Origin of the sequence: Rodentibacter sp. Ppn85, assembly GCF_001999335.1 — a bacterium.
Classification (GTDB): domain Bacteria; phylum Pseudomonadota; class Gammaproteobacteria; order Enterobacterales; family Pasteurellaceae; genus Rodentibacter.
In genome coordinates this window covers 43,204-58,019 of record NZ_MLHS01000018.1, presented here as the reverse complement: position 1 = coordinate 58,019, position 14,816 = coordinate 43,204, and the positions used below count along the sequence as shown (strand labels likewise).

12 protein-coding genes are annotated in these 14,816 nt (G+C 38.7%); 6 read left to right on the top strand and 6 right to left on the bottom strand.

The window, feature by feature from the left end; all coding sequences use genetic code 11:
• Window positions 1-105: 105 nt before the first annotated feature.
• The gene (locus BKL51_RS03790; RefSeq protein ID WP_077465412.1) at window positions 106-3,150 is read left to right on the top strand and encodes a glycoside hydrolase family 2 TIM barrel-domain containing protein; all 3,045 of its coding nucleotides are present in this window, start codon (window positions 106-108) and stop codon (window positions 3,148-3,150) included.
• Between the two features lie 120 nt (window positions 3,151-3,270).
• Here BKL51_RS03790 and BKL51_RS03785 read toward each other — a convergent pair whose 3' ends face one another.
• The 4 genes from BKL51_RS03785 to BKL51_RS03770 form a co-directional block, all read right to left on the bottom strand.
• Window positions 3,271-4,545 (bottom strand): citrate synthase, encoded by a 1,275-nt coding sequence (locus BKL51_RS03785; RefSeq protein ID WP_077465411.1) that lies wholly within the window; start codon window positions 4,543-4,545, stop codon window positions 3,271-3,273.
• 27 nt (window positions 4,546-4,572) lie between these two features.
• On the bottom strand, window positions 4,573-7,176 hold the full coding sequence (gene acnB, locus BKL51_RS03780) for a bifunctional aconitate hydratase 2/2-methylisocitrate dehydratase (RefSeq protein WP_077465410.1): 2,604 nt from the start codon (window positions 7,174-7,176) through the stop codon (window positions 4,573-4,575).
• Between the two features lie 99 nt (window positions 7,177-7,275).
• Complete coding sequence (gene icd / locus BKL51_RS03775; protein ID WP_077465409.1) at window positions 7,276-8,523, bottom strand: NADP-dependent isocitrate dehydrogenase; 1,248 nt, start codon at window positions 8,521-8,523, stop codon at window positions 7,276-7,278.
• Between the two features lie 351 nt (window positions 8,524-8,874).
• A complete protein-coding gene (locus tag BKL51_RS03770; RefSeq protein WP_059365476.1) occupies window positions 8,875-9,138 on the bottom strand; it encodes a GrxA family glutaredoxin in 264 nt (87 codons plus the stop codon).
• A 126-nt stretch (window positions 9,139-9,264) separates the two neighbouring features.
• Between BKL51_RS03770 and BKL51_RS03765 the strand changes: the two genes are divergently transcribed.
• Window positions 9,265-10,164 (top strand): RimK family alpha-L-glutamate ligase, encoded by a 900-nt coding sequence (locus BKL51_RS03765; RefSeq protein WP_077465408.1) that lies wholly within the window; start codon window positions 9,265-9,267, stop codon window positions 10,162-10,164.
• A gap of 27 nt (window positions 10,165-10,191) precedes the next feature.
• Here BKL51_RS03765 and BKL51_RS03760 read toward each other — a convergent pair whose 3' ends face one another.
• Together BKL51_RS03760 and fumC are read right to left on the bottom strand one after the other, a co-directional pair.
• Window positions 10,192-10,794, bottom strand: coding sequence for a chalcone isomerase family protein (locus BKL51_RS03760; RefSeq protein WP_077465407.1), 603 nt, complete (start codon window positions 10,792-10,794; stop codon window positions 10,192-10,194).
• A gap of 110 nt (window positions 10,795-10,904) precedes the next feature.
• A complete protein-coding gene (gene fumC / locus BKL51_RS03755) occupies window positions 10,905-12,299 on the bottom strand; it encodes a class II fumarate hydratase (protein ID WP_077465406.1) in 1,395 nt (464 codons plus the stop codon).
• A 511-nt stretch (window positions 12,300-12,810) separates the two neighbouring features.
• Between fumC and BKL51_RS03750 the strand changes: the two genes are divergently transcribed.
• Genes BKL51_RS03750 through BKL51_RS03735 form a run of 4 tightly spaced genes read left to right on the top strand, consistent with a single transcriptional unit; the run spans window position 12,811 to window position 14,721 of the window.
• Complete coding sequence (locus tag BKL51_RS03750; RefSeq protein ID WP_077465405.1) at window positions 12,811-13,242, top strand: DNA polymerase III subunit chi; 432 nt, start codon at window positions 12,811-12,813, stop codon at window positions 13,240-13,242.
• 29 nt (window positions 13,243-13,271) lie between these two features.
• Window positions 13,272-13,871 (top strand): hypothetical protein, encoded by a 600-nt coding sequence (locus BKL51_RS11940; protein ID WP_198930106.1) that lies wholly within the window; start codon window positions 13,272-13,274, stop codon window positions 13,869-13,871.
• A 54-nt stretch (window positions 13,872-13,925) separates the two neighbouring features.
• Window positions 13,926-14,240 (top strand): N(4)-acetylcytidine aminohydrolase, encoded by a 315-nt coding sequence (gene yqfB / locus BKL51_RS03740; RefSeq protein WP_077465403.1) that lies wholly within the window; start codon window positions 13,926-13,928, stop codon window positions 14,238-14,240.
• Window positions 14,230-14,721, top strand: a complete 492-nt coding sequence (locus tag BKL51_RS03735) for a hypothetical protein (RefSeq protein ID WP_077465402.1) — start codon at window positions 14,230-14,232, stop codon at window positions 14,719-14,721. The genes yqfB and BKL51_RS03735 overlap by 11 nt, the downstream gene beginning before the upstream one ends.
• Window positions 14,722-14,816: the final 95 nt, after the last annotated feature.

The window sequence follows — 14,816 nt, the reverse complement described above, 5'->3', positions numbered from 1 at the left end:
AAGGATATCGGATATTGTGATCTCCCTCACAAAATCCAATATCCTTTCTGAATAAAAGACCAAATTCAGTTATAGTGAGGCTACCTTTCCTCTTTCGGAGTTGCTATGCCGTTACCGAATTATTTCCAAGATCCTCAAATTCTTCACGTCAATACCACACCGCATCATGCCTACTTTATTCCTTTTGATTCTGTGAAAAGTGCGGTCAAAAATCAGCGAGAATCTTCAGCTTTTTTCACTTTACTTAATGGTGAATGGGATTTTGCCTATTTTGATCGCTATGTAGATTTACCGAAAGATTTTCTTCATTTCTCTTTTTCTGAAAAAATCCCGGTTCCCTCAAATTGGCAGAATTACGGTTATGATCATCATCACTATACCAACGTGAATTACCCTTTCCCTTTTGATCCGCCCTATGTCCCGATTGAAAATCCTTGCGGACTTTATCACCGTGTTTTTACCTTATCACTAAATAAAAAGAAACGTTATTTTCTGAATTTTGAAGGGGTGGACAGTTGCCTGTTTGTGTATGTAAACCGCCAATTTGTGGGTTATAGTCAAATTAGCCATTGCATCAGCGAATTTGATGTGAGCGATTTTCTGAAAGACGGCGAAAATCATCTTCATGTTGTGGTATTAAAATGGTGTGACGGTAGCTATTTGGAAGATCAGGATAAATTCCGAATGTCAGGGATTTTTCGTGATGCGTATTTGTTAGAGCGGGAAAGCTATTACTTACAGGATTTTTTTATTCACCCCGAACTTGCGGATGATCTAAAAAGTGCGGTCATTTCTGTGGATGTTTCTTTTGTGGAAAAGGGTAAACCGGCAGAGTGTCGTGAAATTGCATGGCAACTGAGTGATCCGCAAGGCGAAATTCTGCTTTCCGCTGTAACGGAAAATGGTTTCAACTTCACATTGAATGAAATCACCTTATGGAATGCAGAAAATCCTCAACTTTACACACTGGTATTTCGCTATGGTTCAGAGGTGATTTGCCAAAAAATTGGTTTACGTAAAATTGAAGTGAAAAATGGTGTGATGCTATTTAATGGTAAAGCCATCAAGTTTAAAGGCGTGAACCGCCATGATAGTGATCCCAAAACAGGCTATGTTATTAATCGAGAGCAAGCTTTACAAGATTTACGCTTGATGAAAGAACATAATTTTAACGCAATTCGCACCGCACATTATCCTAATGCACCTTGGTTCGCCGAACTTTGTGACGAGTATGGCTTTTATCTGATTGCGGAAAGCGATATTGAATCTCACGGCACCAATGCAGTGTATGTGAAATCGCCTGAAACCAGTATTTTGCTTGGTGTGAAAACAGAAATTGATCATCAAGCCATTCGCCAACAAATTATCGACAATTATTGTTATATGGCGCGTAGCCCGCAATTTAATGCTGCAATTTTAGACCGCACTTATGCCAATATCGAGCGTGATAAAAACCGCCCTTCTGTGGTGATATGGTCGCTTGGCAATGAAAGCGGGTATGGTGAGAATTTTGAGCAAGCGGCTTCTTGGGTGAAACGCCGTGATCCAAATCGATTAGTGCATTATGAAAATGCAATTTTCCAACATTCCAACCATCAAAACGATTTAGCGAATCTTGATTTTCATAGCGAAATGTACACTAGCACGGAAGAGCTGGACGCTTATTTCACGGATCCGAGCAATACCAAACCTTATTTATTCTGCGAATATTTGCACGCAATGGGGAATTCTTGCGGTGATGCGGAAGATTATTTCCAAGCGATGGAACGTCATAGCGGTGCAGCGGGCGGTTTTGTTTGGGAATGGTGTAATCATTCACCTTACTTGCCTCATTCCGAGCGAATGGGATATGGAGGGGATTTTGGTGATGTACCAAATGATGGTAATTTTTGCGCTGACGGTTTAGTGACGGCAGATCGCCAAATTCAGAGCAATTTGTTAGAACTAAAAAATGTACAACGTCCGATTCGAGCCTTTTTAGATGAAGGTAAAGTGTGGTTAAAAAATTATTTGGATTTCACCGATGCAGAAGAATTGATCGCCATTCATTATCAAATCACCGAAAATTTATGTGTAATCAGTGAAGGCTATGTTGATGGGATAAAAATTGCACCGAAAGCCACCGCACTTTTATCCATTGATTTGCCTGAAACCGATAATGAGCTATGGCATATCACTCTCACATATTATCAAAAAATTGATCACGGCTTAGTGGCAAAAAATCATTGTTTAGGTTTCGATCAACTTTGTTTTTCTTCCCAAATAATGTTGCCCGTTCAGCAAATGAAGAAGGCGACACACACTATTTCTATTGATGAAAATGCCCATTATGCATTGATTTCTGTCGGACAAATTTATTATGAATTTGATAAACATAGGGGGATTATTAGACAAATTTCTTGTGGGGGAAGGGCATGGTTTAATGCGCCTTTGGATTTTAATATTTGGCGGGCGCCATTGGATAATGACAGCCTGATTAAAACTCATTGGCTGGCAGCCGGTTATGATCAGGCCGTTACTCGTGCTTATGATTTTATTATTGTTGAACAAGAAAATGCGCTGGAAATTAGAGTAAAATCCAGAATTAATGCGGTTTCACGTGAGCGTATTTTAACTCTTGATGTTATCTATTTGATTGATGCTCTGGGCAATCTATCAATTAAAATTCGTGCTAAAAAACAACCGCACTTACCTTTTTTACCTCGTTTTGGCGTTCGCTTTTTCTTAAAAGATTGCTTTCAACAAGCTGAATATGTCGGCTATGGAGAAATGGAAAGTTACCTTGATAAACATCAGGCAGCGCAATTTAACCTGTATAAAACGACCCCCGAATCCAATCATGTTCCCTACTTAAAGCCGCAAGAAAATGGAAGTCATTTTGGTTGTCAGATGTTTACGATTAAGAACGATCGAGAGGGATTTTCAATTCATTGTGATAAAGCCTTTAGCTTTAATCTTTCACCTTATACACAAGAAGAATTGAGCGCGAAAAAGCATAACGATGAATTGGAAGAAAGCGGCAGTACAATATTGTGCGTGGATTATAAAATGAGTGGCATTGGTTCTAATTCCTGCGGCCCAAGTTTGAAAGAAAAATATCGCTTAAGTGAAACGGAATGGGATTGGGAAATACAACTTTTACCCTTCTAACGAATATTAAAATGAAAAAGTGCGGTTGATTTTAACCGCACTTTTTTCAAACTATTGTAAATACTTCTTAAAGACCCATTATAAAAATAATGGTTTTTCTAAGGATGAACAATTCCTAGTTTATTTTAAATGCCGCTCTTGATGACCAATATAAATTTGTCTCGGACGAACAATTTTTAGACTTTCTTCATTCATTTCTTTCCAGTTGGCAATCCAACCAACAGTACGCCCAAGAGCAAAAATTACTGTGAACATTGATACCGGAATGCCAATAGCTTTTAAAATAATACCGGAATAGAAGTCCACATTTGGGTAGAGTTTGCGCTCAATAAAATATGGATCATTTAATGCAATTCGTTCAAGCTCCATGGCGACTTCTAGTAATGGAGTGCTTATACCAAGTTCTTGCAAAACTTCATGGCAGGTTTCACGCATAACTTTAGCGCGTGGATCATAATTTTTGTATACGCGATGACCAAAGCCCATTAAACGGAACGGATCATTTTTATCTTTTGCTCTTGCGATAAATTCTGGAATACGATCTACTGTGCCGATTTCTTCTAGCATTTTTATGCAAGCCTCATTGGCACCGCCATGTGCCGGTCCCCATAAAGAGGCAATTCCTGCCGCGATACAGGCAAACGGATTTGAACCTGATGAGGCAACACTACGTACCGATGAGGTGGACGCATTTTGTTCGTGATCGGCATGCAGAGTAAAAATTCTATCCATCGCTTGTTCCACTACTGGGTTAACAACATAAGGTTCGCAAGGCGTTGCAAACATCATATATAAGAAATTGCCGGCATAGGATAAATGATATTGAGGGTACATAAACGGCCGACCAATACTATATTTATAGCACATTGCTGCTAAGGTCGGCATTTTGGCCAATAAACGAATCGCTGTACGCTCAATGTTTTTTTCTGCTTGGAAATCATCATTATAGAATGCAGCTAAGGCACTGCTAGCAGCACACATTACTGCCATTGGGTGGGAGTCGCGACGGAAACCTTGGAGTAGACGAGTAAATTGATCGTTTACCATATAATGCGAGCATATTTCTTTTTTGAATTCGGCAAGTTGTTCTTCCGTTGGTAGTTCATGTTCTAGTAATAAATATGCTACATCAAGATAAGTTTTATTGAATGCAAGCTCATCAATAGGATAACCGCGATGTAATAAAATACCTTGATCACCGTCAATGTAGGTAATATTGGATTCACAAAGTGCCGTAGAAGTTAATCCTTGATCATAGGTAAATAAACCTTGTTTTTGCAATGTTTCGACACCGATAGCATCATAACCTAAATTACCTTGATAAACTGGTAATGCAATTTTACGACCATCACTTAAATGAAGTTCAGCGGTTAAGTTAGGATGTAAGTTTGGCATATTAAGTCTCCTTATTTTATGTTTACGTTATACTGTTGTTTGAAAAATTAAACCATCAACTTTGTTGGAGTAGCTGCTGATTTGATCGAAATTCATATAACGGTAGGTGTCGTCTTTATCAGCCTCGAGACTTTGCATGTATTGCAAATATTCTTCAGGTGTAGGAATACGCCCAAGCAAGGCGCAAATCGCAGAAAGTTCTGCTGAGGCGAGATAAACAAAGGCGTCTTTGCCCATTCGATTCGGGAAGTTGCGGGTAGAAGTGGAAACTACCGTTGCGCCATCAGCCACACGTGCTTGATTGCCCATACAAAGCGAGCAACCCGGAATTTCTATGCGAGCCCCACTTTTTCCATAAATGCTGAAATAGCCTTCATCACTTAATAGGTGTGCATCCATTTTGGTTGGTGGAACGACCCATAAGCGGGTGGGGAGCATTCCTTGGTGTTGATTGAGCAATTTACCGGCGGCACGGAAATGTCCGATGTTAGTCATACAGGAGCCAATAAAGACCTCATCGACTTTATCACCTTGTACCTCAGACAATAAGCGGGCATCATCAGGATCGTTAGGAGCACATACAATAGGTTCTTTGATCTCGTTAAGATTAATTTCGAGTATGGTCGAATATTTAGCATCTTTGTCAGCTTCTAATAATTGTGGGTTAGCGAGCCAATCTTGCATTGCTTTAATTCGACGTTCAAGAGTTGTTTGATCACCATAGCCTTCGGAAATCATCCATTTTAACAGCACAATGTTAGAATTGAGATATTCGATAATCGGTTCTTTATTAAGCTTGATACAACAAGCAGCCGCAGACCGTTCGGCAGAAGCATCGGAAATTTCAAAAGCTTGTTCTACTTTTAGATGTTCCAGTCCTTCTATTTCAAGAATTTTACCAGAGAAAATATTTTTCTTACCTGCTTTTTCTACCGTGAGTAATCCTTGTTGAATTGCATAATAAGGAATAGCATGCACTAAATCCCGCAGAGTAATACCCGGTTGTATTTCACCACTAAATCGAATTAAAACCGATTCCGGCATATCCAACGGCATAACTCCCGTTGCTGCGGCAAATGCAACCAAACCGGAACCTGCCGGAAAGGAAATCCCAATTGGAAAACGAGTGTGGGAATCTCCCCCTGTACCAACGGTATCTGGTAATAGCATACGATTTAACCAAGAATGGATGACCCCATCACTAGGACGTAATGACACTCCTCCTCGATTCATAATAAAATCCGGCAGGGAATGATGAGTTATTACATCTACCGGTTTTGGATAGGCAGCTGTATGGCAAAATGATTGCATAACTAGATCTGCTGAGAAACCCAAACAGGCTAAATCTTTTAATTCATCACGAGTCATTGGGCCAGTGGTATCTTGTGAACCGACAGTGGTCATTCTTGGTTCGCAATACTGTCCGGCACGGATACCCGCGACACCACAAGCTTGACCAACGATTTTTTGAGCTAGGGTAAAGCCTTTATTATTTTCATTGGATAATTGTGGTTTCACAAATACATCGCTTTCCGGTAATCCTAACTCTATACGAGCTTTGTGAGTCAAGCCTCTCCCGATAATTAATGGAATACGTCCGCCAGCCCGTACTTCATCAAGCAATACATCAGTTTTAAGTTCAAAAGTGGTCAATAGTTCATCAGTATTATGTTTGCATATTTTACCGGTATAAGGGTAAATATCGATCACATCTCCCATACTGAGTTGGCTCACATCAAGTTCTATTGGTAATGCGCCTGCATCTTCCATTGTATTAAAGAAAATTGGTGCAATTTTGCCGCCAAGCACTAAGCCGCCAGTGCGTTTATTGGGAATATAAGGCATATCTTCGCCCATTAACCATAATACTGAATTAGTGGCAGATTTACGTGAAGAACCTGTACCGACCACATCACCCACATAAACCAACGGAAAACCTTTTTGCTTCAAGGTTGCAATTTGTTTCATTGGTCCAATCACACCGGCTTCATCCGGTTCAATACCTTCTCTTGGATTTTTTAGCATTGCCAATGCGTGTAATGGAATATCGGGACGTGACCATGCATCCTGTGCAGGTGACAGATCATCCGTATTGGTTTCACCAGAGACTTTAAATACGGTATAGGTTAATTTTTCAGCTAATTTTGGTCGGGATAAAAACCATTCTGCATTTGCCCAAGATTGTAAAATCTGTTGGGCATAAGGGTTGCCTTGTTTGGCCTTTTTAGCTACATCGTAAAAGCTATCAAACATTAATAAAGTATGAGACAACGCTTTCACAGCTAACGGCGCTAATTCATCATTCTCCAAAGTATTGAGTAACGGCTCAATATTGTAACCACCTTGCATCGTCCCTAATAATTGCACGGCTTTTTGTGGTGAAATCAATGGTGACTGAGTATTGCCTTTAATCAAATCTGATAAAAAAGCCGCTTTCACATAGGCGGCTTCATCAACGCCTGTAGGAATGCGGCTTTCAAACAATTCTACTAATACATCTTGATTTTCTGTCGGTGGATCTTTCAATAGCTCGACTAATTTTGAGGTTTGTTGAGCATTGAGTGGGAGTGGCACGACACCTTGGGCAGCGCGTTGATTAACGTGGGTTTGATATTCTGTTAAAAATGACATAGGTGACCCCCTTTTGAATAAGAAATAAAGGCAATGAGTAAAAATTCATTAAAATTATCATTGGTAAAAAATAATAAAACAATGGAAAACGAATTGTTTTTACATATTACTAACAATGTCTTGGGCAAATTCTGTCGTAGAACGTATTTGTGCATTTTCCAAGGTTTCTGCCAGATCTAGGGTTACAGTTTTATTGGCAATTGTTTTTGCTACTGCTCTTACAATTAAATCTGCGGCTTCGATCCAACCTAAATGACGTAACATCATTTCTCCACTCAAAATAATTGAGCAAGGATTAGCTTTATTTTGCCCTGCAATTTTTGGGGCTGTGCCATGGGTTGCTTCAAAAATTGCTGCTTCTACACCAATATTGGCTCCAGGAGCAAGCCCGATACCGCCAACTTGAGCTGCCAGTGCATCAGAGATATAATCGCCGTTTAGATTCAAAGTTGCTATCACATCGTAATCCTTTGGATGCAATAACACCTCTTGTAAAAACGCATCGGCAATGCAGTCTTTAATAATAATTTCCCGTCCGGTTTTCGGGTTTTTCAACTTATGCCAAGGACCGTTATCAATTACTTCGGCACCGAATTCTTTCGCCACCTGATAACCCCATTCCTTAAATGCTCCCTCGGTAAATTTCATAATATTGCCTTTATGCACTAAAGTGAGCGAACTTCGATCATTATCAATGACATATTGCAATGCCGAATGTACCAGACGTTGTGTTCCTTCTTTTGATACAGGTTTAATACCAATACCGCATTGTTCAGGGAAACGAATATTTTTTACACCCATTTCATTGCGTAAAAATTCAATGACTTTATCCGCCTCTGCCGAGCTTGCCCGCCATTCTACTCCGGCATAAATATCTTCCGAGTTTTCACGGAAAATCACCATATCGACAAATTCAGGGTGTTTTACCGGGCTTGGTGTACCGTCATAATAACGAATCGGACGTAAACAGTTATATAAATCCAATTCCTGTCTCATTGTGACATTCAACGAACGAATGCCTCCACCCACCGGTGTCATCAATGGGCCTTTAATAGCAATATGGTATTGTTTAATGGCATTTAATGTTTCCTCCGGTAACCAAACATTTTCACCATACATTTGATTGGCTTTTTCGCCGGCGTAAATTTCCAACCAATCGATCTTACGTGCCGTACCATAAGCTTTTGATACCGCTGCATCAATCACTAAACGCATGACAGGCGTAACATCTACACCGATACCATCACCTTCAATAAATGGAATAATAGGATTGTTTGGTACGTTGAGGGAGCCGTCTTGATTTAGTGTAATTGCTTGACCGTTAGCTGTTACTGCTTTGTGTTGCATAATTCACCTCACAGATTTGAGTTAGGGAAGAACTGAGAAAAAATTTTCCTAGCTGGTGGTAGGTAGTATAATCCTTATACACAATAAATAACAATACATTTACAAAAATATAAAGTAATTTAAATAGTTTCTAGCCTGAAAAGAGTATTTAAGCTTAATAAGCCTTTGGGCCGGAGGAATTCATAGTGATATAGATGATTCTCTACAAGTAAAAAATAAAAAGACTAAGCTTCGATGAATAGAGAACTTAGCCTTTAAATTAAATAATGTCAAATTTTTTACCAAAGGTAAATTTTTTCAGTTTTAAATGCTTTGAAAATCAACCGCACTTTTACAACCGTTAAGTTAGTGTTAAGCCACAACACCAAATTGTTCTTTCATTAATGCTTCAAAATCAGTACAGCCACCAATCGGTTTTTCATCAATAAAGATTTGTGGTACGGTTTCAACAGGTTTACCGACTGATTTGGATAAATCTTCTTTGGTAATACCTTCCGCATGAATATCGACATAACGGTAATCGAAATCTGCTACTTCGCCTTTTAGTTTTTCAGCAAGATTTTTTGCACGTACACAGTAAGGACAACCAGGACGACCAAAAATAACAACAAACATAAATTCTTCCCCTTGATTAACGTAAAAACTTCGGCGATTCTACTCTTTTTTTAATTTGCCATAAATAGTTTTTCAGGATTTTTATGATTGGTATAATGTATCGTCATTTTTTGTTTGGAATCTCTGATGAAATTTTTAATGCTTTGCCGTGAATCTCGTTTATACAGTAGTCGGCGTTTGAAAGAAGCAGCAATACAATGCGGACATGAAATGGATATTTTGGATCCGAATCGTTGCATTCTAAAACTCACGGAAAATTTACCGCACTTTGATATTTATTATCAGCCAAAGGAAGGCAATGCTTATCCTTTGCCTGATTATGATGCTGTGTTACCACGTTTTGGTACCGCAAGTACGAAAATAGGCTGTGCCGTCTTGCGGCATTTTCAAGCAAAAGGGATTTATTGTTTAAACACAGAAAGGGCGTTTTTAACGGCACGTGATAAATGGCAAAGCTTGCAAATACTGCGAGAGCAGAACATTGCCGTGCCGAGTAGCCAATTATCCGGTATTGAAGTGGATGCTAAAGCCTCCGTTCAAAAAATGGCTTCTCCTTTGATTCTTAAAACTTTAACCGGCTCTCAGGGCATTGGCGTTATGTTGATGGAAAATACACAAAGTGCGGTTAGTATTTTAGAAACCTTAAAACAAGTGAATGTTCCGGTGTTATTGCAAGATTTTATTAAGGAAGCCGATGGCGCGGATATTCGCTGTTTTGTTATCGGGGATAAAGTTGTTGCAAGCATGCAACGCTTTGGACAAGACGGAGAGTTCCGAGCAAATTTCCACCGAGGCGGAATTGCGCAAAAAATCATATTGACCGAACAAGAAAAACACATTGCAATCAAGGCGACCAAAGCATTAGGATTGGTAGTTTCAGGTGTGGATTTTATTCGCTCAAAATCCGGTTTATTGGTGCTGGAAGTGAATGCAAGTCCCGGCTTGGAGATGATCGAGAAAACCAGCGGTGTGGATATTGCGCTGCAGATGATTTTATATTTAGAAAAAATGATTTTGCAAAAATAAACGGCGAGCAATTATTCGCCGAATTATTTATCCGTTCAAATTATTTTTGAGATCATAATTAGGCGGTAATTCAGGCATTGAATTTTCATCGTCAAAAGGCTCACTGGCCGGTTGGTATTGAAATTCTTGCTGATTTTGATCGCTCTTTTCTTTGCCCAATAGTTGCGGTTGTAATGTTACAAAGCTACTTTTAGGGGAAAGCCAAATACTGATAAAAGCTTGGGTAAATTTACAATCAAACTCATGATCCAACACGGTATCATTAGCAATGAAATAACCTTTATTGTCCAGTACCACGAAATTTAAAATGTCGTTTGGTGAAAAATCAGGAAAAATTTCTTGCATTTTTTTTAGCCAAGCAGTGGTGTCGTCCGTATTGAATTGCTGAGCTTCCATTTCTTTTATCAAGGTGATGGCGAAGTTTTTGCCTTCAATAGGTTTTTCATATTTTATGGAAAACATTAGCGGGTATTGATTTTCTTGGTATGAGCCGGTTTCAGAAAAAAGCCCGACACTGTACACATGGAAAGGACCCCAAGTATATTTGGCATTGCCCACCAACTGCCAATGGGCGGAAAGTGCGGTTGAAAAAAAAGCTAAAATTGTCACGAAAAAATATTTAATTTTCATATTGTTATTTTACGGTTCGATATCGCACGGATTATAGCAAAAACGCCTAAAAAACCACAAATAAAAGGCGAGTGAATCACCCGCCTTTGACCGCCATTTTATGGGGAAGTTTATTTTAAACTACCCACCATATCTTCCGGGCGTACCCATTTGTCGAAATCTTCGGCTGAAACCAAACCGAGATTAATCGCTTCTTCACGTAGAGTTGTACCGTTTTTATGCGCTGTTTTGGCAATTTTCGCCGCATTTTCATAACCGATATGGGTATTCAGTGCGGTGACTAACATTAATGAATTTTCAAGTTGTTGTTTGATTCGCGGATAATTTGGTTCAATACCCACAGCACAGTGTTCATCAAAAGAAACACAAGCATCGCCTAACAATTGTGCGGATTGTAAGAAGTTGGCGATCATCACCGGATTAAACACATTTAATTGGAAATGACCTTGTGAACCTACAAAAGCAATGGTGGTGTCGTTACCAAATACTTGTGCACAAACCATGGTCATCGCTTCGCATTGGGTTGGGTTCACTTTGCCCGGCATAATAGAAGAACCAGGTTCATTTTCAGGAATTAAAATCTCACCGATGCCGGAACGAGGGCCAGAGGCTAACAAACGAATATCGTTAGCAATTTTGAATAAACTCATCGCGAGCTGGCGTAACGCGCCGTGGGTTTCTACGATAGCATCGTGCGCCGCTAATGCTTCAAATTTGTTGTCGGCAGTGACAAACGGAAGTCCGGTGAATTTAGCTATATAATCCGCTACTTTCACATCATAGCCTTTCGGGGTGTTTAATCCCGTACCTACCGCCGTACCACCTAGGGCTAATTGGCTTAGATGAGGAAGGGTGTTTTTTAATGCGCGTAAACCAAAATCCAATTGTGCAGCATAGGCAGAGAATTCTTGACCTAACGTTAATGGTGTCGCATCCATTAAATGAGTACGACCAATTTTTACTACATCTTTGAATGCTTCGGATTTGGCAGCGAAAGTTTTTTGTAAACGTGCTACGCAAGGAATAGTGTGTTCCACCACTTTTTTGTATGCCGCAATATGCATAGCTGTTGGGAAAGTATCATTTGAAGACTGTGATTTATTTACGTCATCATTTGGGTGAATAATCGATTTTTCCCCTAATTTACCGCCATGTAAAACGTGTGCACGATTTGCTACTACTTCATTGACGTTCATATTGGATTGCGTACCGGAACCGGTCTGCCAAATAACGAGTGGAAATTGATCATCTAATTTCTTGGCAAGAATTTCATCGCAGGCTTGAGCGATTAAATCACGTTTTTCAGCAGGCAATACACCCAAATCATGGTTTGCAAAGGCTGCCGCTTTTTTCAAATAACCAAAGGCTTCAATAATTTCAGTTGGCATTGAGGCTTCAGGCCCGATTTTAAAGTTATTGCGTGAACGTTCGGTTTGTGCCGCCCAATATTTATCGGCAGGAACCTGAACTTCGCCCATCGTGTCTTTTTCAATACGAAATGCCATTGTGATACTCCTTATAGAATATAGATTGAAAATAAAAACGGGTTGATTCTAACACCTAGGAGTTATGAATGGAACGTGACGGAAATGCTAAAAATCAGTTTTGTGATGTAGATCATAAAAGTGCGGTGTGTTTTTAGCGTGTTTTTTCATATGGCGTTTCACAGATGATGAGTGACTTTCTTTTATTTTTTCAATATAGGATTTTGCTCAATGAATGACTTGCTTTTTCTATAATTTGTACAACACAAAGTAGGCAAAAAGAAAACACGCCCTGTTTTTTTATTTTATCCTTTAATTCCCTTAAATTTATGTTACAGAAATTTTCTGAACTTGATTCGTTCAGACAGACGAAAATTTCCTATAAATTCAACTCTATAAGGGAGGAAAAGAAAGAAAAAGGGCATTAATTTAAAAATCATGGTAGAGCAATAATCTTTTCTTGAAGGATTTATTTTTTCATCATTTTTTAGTAAAATCTTGCAGTTTTAAACTTGGCAAAATTGAGACAAAAATGGCGAAAAATGCACAATTTTATATTTTAAATGCAGAAAGTAAGAAAAGTGTTGAACAACTCGCCTGTGATCTTGCTGCCTCTGCTTGGCGTTTAGGAAAACGGATTTTGATCGCTTGTGAAACAGAACAACAAGCACTTGATATTGATGAAGCGCTTTGGCAGCGGGAGCCGAATGAATTTGTGCCGCATAATTTATCGGGTGAAGCGACTCAATATCCCACACCTATTGAGATTTCATGGCGCGGAAAACGCAATGCACAACGACGTGATTTACTCATCAATTTGCAGCACGATGTGCCGGAGTTTAGTCATAGTTTCACTCAACTGATTGATTTTGTTCCGGTGGAAGAAATGTCAAAAGCACAAGCACGGGAACGTTATAAACAACTACGTATGCAAGGTTGGCAGCTTTCCACTGAAAATGCGTAACACTTTTCGAATAACCTAACGGAGTTTATATGAGATTATCAACTAAATTTGTTTTATCTCTTTTTGTCGGAGCAAGTATTTTAACGCTAACCGCATGCGATAACCAAGAAACAAAAACAACTGAAAAATCAACCGCACTTTCAGAATCTACAGCAAAAGCAATGAGTGATAAGGCGGAATCGGAGGTGAAAAAAGACGAATCGGTAGCTGCAACGGTTTCGGTAGAAACTAAACTTGAAGCTCAAGCTCAAGCTCAAGCTCAAGCTCAAGCTCAAGCTCAAGCTCAAGCTCAAGCTCAAGCTCAAGCTCAAGCTCAAACAAACGCCAAAACGGATGATGTTAAAGTTGAAATCGAAAAAGCAGAACCTGCACAGGTTGTAGAAAAAGACAATACTCCGGCGGCAACTCAAGTTATCACCAAGTCGGTAAAAAAAGTGAAAAGTACCGTGCAAAGCCGCTACCTGAACGAACAAAAAGCAATGCTTAAAGTGTTAGAATCTCAATACAAGCAAGTACGTTGTACCCCAGAAGCGGAAAAATTAAGCGAGAATAGTTTCTGTCGCCAAGAAGAACGCCGTTTATTTTTAGAAATTGAGCGAGTGAAAGACGAGATTCGTTTGAATCAGTAATCAAAACTTCCTGAAATTTAACCGCACTTTAAGGAATAAATGTAACCAAACGACATCACCTTTTACCAACGTTTTGAAGCCGATATTCTCGCCGGTCGTAAAACGATTACTATTCGGGATAAATCCGAAAGCCATTTTAAAACTGGTGATATTTTACGTGTCGGACGGTTTGAAGATAATCAATATTTCTGTACTATTGAAGTATTAAGTGTTTTGTCTATTACGTTAGATGAATTAACGGAACAACACGCCAAGCAAGAAAATATGACGTTGCGTGAGTTGAAAGAAGTGATTCGGAGGATTTATCCGAATGAAGATCGGTTTTATATAATAAAGTTTAATTATAAGGAAAATATTAATGAACTTTGATGAAATAATAAAAAAAAGACCTATTTTTTGGCTTTTTTCTAGCTGTGGTGCTGTTGTTACAGCAATGTTTCTTCTTATGAAATATGTCAATTCATCTCATACTGAAGCTTTAACGGAGAAAAATAATTACTTGAAACCATTTGAAGATAAATATGAATCTTTGAAGAAAGAGAATGAAATTATTAAAGCAGAGAATAATGAATTAAAATTTAAAAATAATAATATAAAATTTGAGCTAGAAAAAACAAGTAAATTATTAGAAGAGCGAGAGTCTGAAAATGCAAAATTAATTAATGACTATAAAAGCTTAGAAAAAGATTATCTGTTGGTTAAAGATAATCAGAAGATTATTAAAAATAGACCTAAAACAAAAAATGATCTTATAGCAGAACAAATAAAAAAATTAGAGCAAAAAAAGAAAGGTTGCTCCATTATATGGATAGAGCCTTTAGATATCAGTGATAAAGGGAAGTACGTCTAACCTTGTGAAGAATATAACCAAAAAATTGATCAAGATATCAATGATTTAATTAAATCATTAAATTAAAACTATATAAATTCTATTGGTATAACATT

Bases quoted from the DNA above. Each gene is read 5' to 3' on its own strand.
- BKL51_RS03790 (WP_077465412.1), top strand. From the start codon at position 106: ATGCCGTTACCGAATTATTTCCAAGATCCTCAAATTCTTCACGTCAAT.
- BKL51_RS03785 (WP_077465411.1), bottom strand. From the start codon at position 4,545: ATGCCAAACTTACATCCTAACTTAACCGCTGAACTTCATTTAAGTGAT.
- acnB (WP_077465410.1), bottom strand. From the start codon at position 7,176: ATGTCATTTTTAACAGAATATCAAACCCACGTTAATCAACGCGCTGCC.
- icd (WP_077465409.1), bottom strand. From the start codon at position 8,523: ATGCAACACAAAGCAGTAACAGCTAACGGTCAAGCAATTACACTAAAT.
- BKL51_RS03770 (WP_059365476.1), bottom strand. From the start codon at position 9,138: ATGTTTGTTGTTATTTTTGGTCGTCCTGGTTGTCCTTACTGTGTACGT.
- BKL51_RS03765 (WP_077465408.1), top strand. From the start codon at position 9,265: ATGAAATTTTTAATGCTTTGCCGTGAATCTCGTTTATACAGTAGTCGG.
- BKL51_RS03760 (WP_077465407.1), bottom strand. From the start codon at position 10,794: ATGAAAATTAAATATTTTTTCGTGACAATTTTAGCTTTTTTTTCAACC.
- fumC (WP_077465406.1), bottom strand. From the start codon at position 12,299: ATGGCATTTCGTATTGAAAAAGACACGATGGGCGAAGTTCAGGTTCCT.
- BKL51_RS03750 (WP_077465405.1), top strand. From the start codon at position 12,811: ATGGCGAAAAATGCACAATTTTATATTTTAAATGCAGAAAGTAAGAAA.
- BKL51_RS11940 (WP_198930106.1), top strand. From the start codon at position 13,272: ATGAGATTATCAACTAAATTTGTTTTATCTCTTTTTGTCGGAGCAAGT.
- BKL51_RS03735 (WP_077465402.1), top strand. From the start codon at position 14,230: ATGAACTTTGATGAAATAATAAAAAAAAGACCTATTTTTTGGCTTTTT.